A 4,565-nucleotide genomic window follows, 5' to 3' on the forward strand; every position below is an offset into this window, starting at 1 on the left:
TTGATGTCTTAGTAGTAGCTACTGCATCTGCAAATACAATTTTTGGTTTATCACGTTCAATCTTTGTTTCTAATTGATTGATTGTGTTGTTAGCAATTTTTAAAGCACGTTGCATAATCATTTCTGGGCTATTCCATGCTTTTTCAACTTGGATGAAGTATTGTCTTGCACGTTTGCCAGGTTCACTACGTTGAATCATTGCAATCTCTTTTGCAGTGTCTAGTGTGAGTGCGTGGTCAGTTTGATTCTGACGACCTCCTAGTGGGTTATGGACAAAAATGTCCGTGACTATATAATCGATATTTTCTTCAAATCCGTAATCACTCATTCTTTCAAACCATTTTTTGTATGGAGTCTTAACCTCTAATGCTTGATGAAGTTCTCGACCGCTGATTGCGATTTCTCCATTTTCTTTTTCTTGTATGTTGAACATTTCGCCTATGTTCGATTTTGTTTGTAATGCTTGCATATTGTTTGTGCTCCTTTCTGCTATACTCCTATTAAGGAGGTGAATGACTTATGACTGATGAAGCTAAATTTGTCCTTTTACAACTTTATTCAATTTACCTTGATAGAATTGACGAAGGTATGTCTAAACGTTCTGCATCTTATTTCGGTAGTGATGAATCCTCATTTAACGCTTTCTTTTTAGGTTTTAATTTTGAAGACTATATCGATGCAGTTCTTGAATTAAAGCATAGAGATTTTGTAATTGCTTCTGCTGAAGATGGCGGTTTTCTTGAGATGGCTCTTTCTCGAGAAGGTATCGCCTACTCAGAATCAGAATCCAAAAAAGATTACAAAACACTTATGGGTTTAATTAGAGATTTGAAAAAATTAATAATCTAAAATCCAATCATCTGCTATTAAATCGTCTGCGCTAGGCTGCCACCTTCCGGCGGCGGTTTGTCTTTTTTTCTTATAGTGTCTAGATACGACTAGGCATTGATAACGCTGCAAATTAGTTGGTAATATCCCATACACATCTTGATTCTCTCTCCTTATACTTATTCCTTTCTCCATCGCTAGCTTCGTTGCTTCTTGAATGTTCATTTGTTATTCCTCCTATTAAGATGTTTGTTTTTCTTTAAATGCTAAAATAATTGATTTCTTTTTATCATTCGTAAATACGAAATTTTCGTATTCATTACCTAAAAAAATATCATCATATTTAACATTAAAAGCACTCATATACTTAGAAAGTAAACTATCTTTAATGTTTGTAGAGTCTTTTTCCATATTTTGAATTGTACGTGATGAGACCTTAAATAAATCTCCTAACTCTTTTTGAGTCAATCCGTAATCAGTCCTCAACTCTTTTAATGTTTTCATGTTGTCACCGCCTTTCGTAAACCTAATATAATACGAAATTTTCGTATTGTCAACATTAAATACGTTTTTTTCGTAAAAAACTTTACTATGATATGAAAATTTCGTATAATAAGAAAAAAGGAGGTAAGTAATATGAACAAAGAAAGAAATATTATTATAGCCAAAAACATTAGAAAATTTCTCAACGATTCAAATATGTCTCAAAAGAAACTTGCTGAACTCATTAACATAAAACCATCTACTTTAAGCGATTATTTAAATTTACGTTCCAACCCCTCTCACGGCGTTATACAAAGGATAGCTGATGTTTTCGAGGTTGGTAAAAGCGACATAGATACTACATACAAAGACGATAACGACATCACTTCCATATACAACAAACTCACACCTCCCCGCCAAGAAAACGTACTTAACTATGCAAATGAACAATTGGAAGAACAGAATTCTAAAGGAGATAACGTTGTAGATATTAATTCATATAAACAGGAGAAAACTCCAGTTAACGTCAATGGTTGCGTCTCTGCTGGTGTAGGAGAACGTTTACACGATGAAACGCTATTTACTGAAATGGTTAAAGGACCTATCCCCACACACGATTTAGCGTTAAAAGTAAATGGTGATTCTATGGAACCTATGTTTAAAGATGGCGAAATCATATTTGTGGAGAAAACTCACAATATAAAGAATGGACAAATTGGTATATTCATCATTGAAGAAGAAGCGTACGTTAAGAAAGTCTTTGTTGAAGATGATAGATTGACTCTAGTTTCACTAAATAAAGATTACGACGATCTACACTTTTATAGAAATGAAAGTGTGAGGTTAATTGGAAAAGTTATTTTATAAAAGGAGCACTTGCAAATGAAAAAATATGATATTGCAGTCTTAGACTTTGAAACTATGAATGAACATATGAACAGCCCTTGCGAAGTTGCTGTATCTTTAATTAAGGATTTATCAATAGTAAAAGTTTATTCATCTTATATTAATCCTCCTAATAATAGATATAACTTGAAAAACGCTAAAATACATAAAATACCTGAAGATGTCATATTAAAAGCACCTAAATATCCAGATATTTACCAAGAAATTCTCTATCTTTTAAAAGAATCACATTTAATTATTGCTCATAATGCACTTTTTGATATTTCAGTATTAAAAAATACTAATAATTATTATGACTTACCTGTTCCAAACTTCATGTATGTCGATAGTATAAATATCTTTAGAAGCTTCCACGCAATCTCTAGTTTTAAATTAGAAAATTTGTGTAGCTTATATGATATCGATAAAGAAAAATTACATTCTGCTAAATTTGACGTGCTAGCTTTATCGAAGATGTTGATATCACTCGCTAAAAACAATCAGCATTATAGTGTATTAAAATTAATACATTATATGCCTAAGCAATACATTAGATTTAGCAAATATTCTAACTCTCCAACTAAACTTTTCGATTCAGGATTTCAAAAAATTCATATGAAAATATCTGAGATTAATAAAATAGAAGTGGAAAGTGTAATCCCTATTTTAAAAGATAAAAATGTTGTTTTTACAGGTAATTTTGACACTGAAAAACAAGATTTAATGATATTAACTAGAAAGAAAGGAGCTTATATCAGAAGTGACGTAACTGCAAAAACAGATATTTTAGTCGAAGGTGTTCAAGATGATAAATATAAAGATGTGAACGGACTAGTTTCAAAACAACGAAAAGCTCGAGAATATGTTGGAAATGGTGCAAAAATTCAATTTTTAAATGAAGAAGACTTAATAAATTTAATAAAGGAATAATAACGATGATCAAAAAAATTTTTACAAAAAAGCATGTATTCTTAGTTATAGAAGATGAAAACCATAATCACAGTGATGCTGTTTTTGGAAAAAGTATATTACTTTCAATTTACGTCGGTGTGAATAAAAAGACTAATTCTAAATCAGGGAAATTTATATACCTTGACAGATCTAAAAGAATCGTTAGACAATCTGATATCACCAAAATAGAATCAGCTAACGAAAATGATGTAGATTTTTATAATTTACTGAAGAAAGAAAAGGAAATTGTTTATTCCAAAAATATAGTAGATAAATACAATTTAGCGAACTATATAATTTACTACGAAGTTAGTACTAAAGAATAAACCAATCCATTATTTCATAATACTAACCTTAAATTTACAGAGGTTTTAATTATGAAACATGAAAAAAGCAATCTTAACTTTAAGTCTTATATTTATTACCTACTACCTCACTTTTAAATATATGTGGATTAAAGAATTGAAGTATTAATTATGCTTATTTAAAAAAGACGTCTATTTCAGCAGTGTTTGAAAGGAAGTTTATAATGAAAATAACTAATTGCAAAATAAAAAGAGAAACTGTAATATACGAAGTTTTAACTAGTGGTAATCAACCATTCACTTATGAGTTACCTAAAGATTTATCGTCACATAATGCGCGTAAATACTTGGAATTTATTTCACAAAAATTAGATGGCGATAAGTTAACCAAAGAAGATTCATTATGATTTTACTAAACAAAAAAACGCCTACTAGTGTGAAAACGTATTGATTAATAGCGCCTATATGGAGTTTTAATATAAAAAGTAAGCAAAGGAGAAATGAGAATGAAAAGATTGTTAGGTTTATTATTAGTGAGCACGTTAGTGTTAAGTGCATGTGGAAATGATGAGAATCAGGAAGAATCTAAAAAAGAAGTTAAATCAAAAGAAAAGAAAATTGAGAAGGAAAAGGAAAATAAATCGAAAAAAGATAAGGAAAAAGAAGTTGCAACACAACAACAACCAGACAATCAAACCGTTGAACAACCCCAATCACAAGAGCAATCGGTTCAACAACCGCAACAACAGATACCACAAAATAGTGTTCCTCAGCAAAATGTCCAAGTTCAACAAAACAAAAAGCAAAAAGTTGATTTAAATAATATGCCTCCCACTGATTTTTCTACAGAGGGTATGTCTGAGCAGGCTCAAAAACAAATTGAAGAGCTTTCAATGCAAAAAGACTATCATGGTCTGTCACAAAGAGAATACAATGATAGAGTTTCTGAAATTATAAATAATGATAATTGATTCCACAGGGTAGCCCGCCTACCCTTATTATTTTTTGCCAATTTTGAGGAGGGAACGCATGAAAACACGTTGTTACGATGGTAAAAAATGGCAATATGAATTTAAGCATGAAGGAAAAAGATACCGTAAGAAAGGTTTTAGA

Annotated in this window: 11 protein-coding genes; 7 read left to right on the plus strand and 4 right to left on the minus strand. The window is 30.8% G+C overall.

All coding sequences use genetic code 11. From position 1 onward, the window contains the following. Positions 1-469 (minus strand): antA/AntB antirepressor family protein (locus IDG60_RS07115; RefSeq protein WP_181935090.1); only part of this gene is annotated, 469 nt, incomplete at its 3' end. Positions 470-519: 50 nt separating this feature from the next. Here IDG60_RS07115 and IDG60_RS07120 point away from each other — a divergent pair. After that, positions 520-849: a hypothetical protein gene (locus IDG60_RS07120; RefSeq protein ID WP_000128907.1), complete on the plus strand. Its 330-nt coding sequence runs from the start codon at positions 520-522 to the stop codon at positions 847-849. Here the strand turns inward: IDG60_RS07120 and IDG60_RS07125 are convergent. From IDG60_RS07125 to IDG60_RS07135, 3 genes are read right to left on the minus strand one after another with little or no spacing between them, the layout of a single operon-like run. Beyond that, positions 838-1,053: a Thoeris anti-defense Tad2 family protein gene (locus IDG60_RS07125; protein ID WP_001025404.1), complete on the minus strand. Its 216-nt coding sequence runs from the start codon at positions 1,051-1,053 to the stop codon at positions 838-840. The two genes, IDG60_RS07120 and IDG60_RS07125, sit on opposite strands and share 12 nt — an antisense overlap. Before the next feature lie 15 nt (positions 1,054-1,068). Continuing rightward, positions 1,069-1,332 carry an SA1804 family transcriptional regulator gene (locus tag IDG60_RS07130; protein WP_000854072.1) on the minus strand — a complete coding sequence of 88 codons (264 nt, stop codon included), beginning with the start codon at positions 1,330-1,332 and terminating at the stop codon, positions 1,069-1,071. Next, positions 1,329-1,502 carry a hypothetical protein gene (locus IDG60_RS07135; protein WP_001801500.1) on the minus strand — a complete coding sequence of 58 codons (174 nt, stop codon included), beginning with the start codon at positions 1,500-1,502 and terminating at the stop codon, positions 1,329-1,331. Before IDG60_RS07135 ends, IDG60_RS07130 begins: the two co-directional genes overlap by 4 nt. On the opposite strand from IDG60_RS07135, the gene IDG60_RS07140 reads away from it, so the two are divergent. The 6 genes from IDG60_RS07140 to IDG60_RS22180 all read left to right on the plus strand — a co-directional run. Next, entirely contained in the window at positions 1,465-2,178 is a 714-nt protein-coding gene (locus IDG60_RS07140; RefSeq protein ID WP_001031454.1) for an XRE family transcriptional regulator, read from the plus strand. The two genes, IDG60_RS07135 and IDG60_RS07140, sit on opposite strands and share 38 nt — an antisense overlap. A 15-nt stretch (positions 2,179-2,193) precedes the next feature. Next, complete coding sequence (locus tag IDG60_RS07145) at positions 2,194-3,126, plus strand: exonuclease domain-containing protein (RefSeq protein ID WP_000759682.1); 933 nt, start codon at positions 2,194-2,196, stop codon at positions 3,124-3,126. 5 nt (positions 3,127-3,131) lie between these two features. Beyond that, the gene (locus tag IDG60_RS07150; RefSeq protein WP_000591749.1) at positions 3,132-3,473 is read left to right on the plus strand and encodes a hypothetical protein; all 342 of its coding nucleotides are present in this window, start codon (positions 3,132-3,134) and stop codon (positions 3,471-3,473) included. A gap of 203 nt (positions 3,474-3,676) precedes the next feature. Then, positions 3,677-3,859, plus strand: a complete 183-nt coding sequence (locus tag IDG60_RS07155; protein WP_000705248.1) for a hypothetical protein — start codon at positions 3,677-3,679, stop codon at positions 3,857-3,859. A gap of 99 nt (positions 3,860-3,958) precedes the next feature. Then, positions 3,959-4,423, plus strand: coding sequence for a hypothetical protein (locus tag IDG60_RS07160; RefSeq protein WP_000825947.1), 465 nt, complete (start codon positions 3,959-3,961; stop codon positions 4,421-4,423). A 58-nt stretch (positions 4,424-4,481) separates the two neighbouring features. Next, positions 4,482-4,565, plus strand: an 84-nt coding sequence (locus IDG60_RS22180; RefSeq protein ID WP_241013345.1) for a hypothetical protein, incomplete at its 3' end; no start/stop codon positions are given.

It is taken from the genome of Staphylococcus sp. EG-SA-2 (assembly GCF_017152085.1).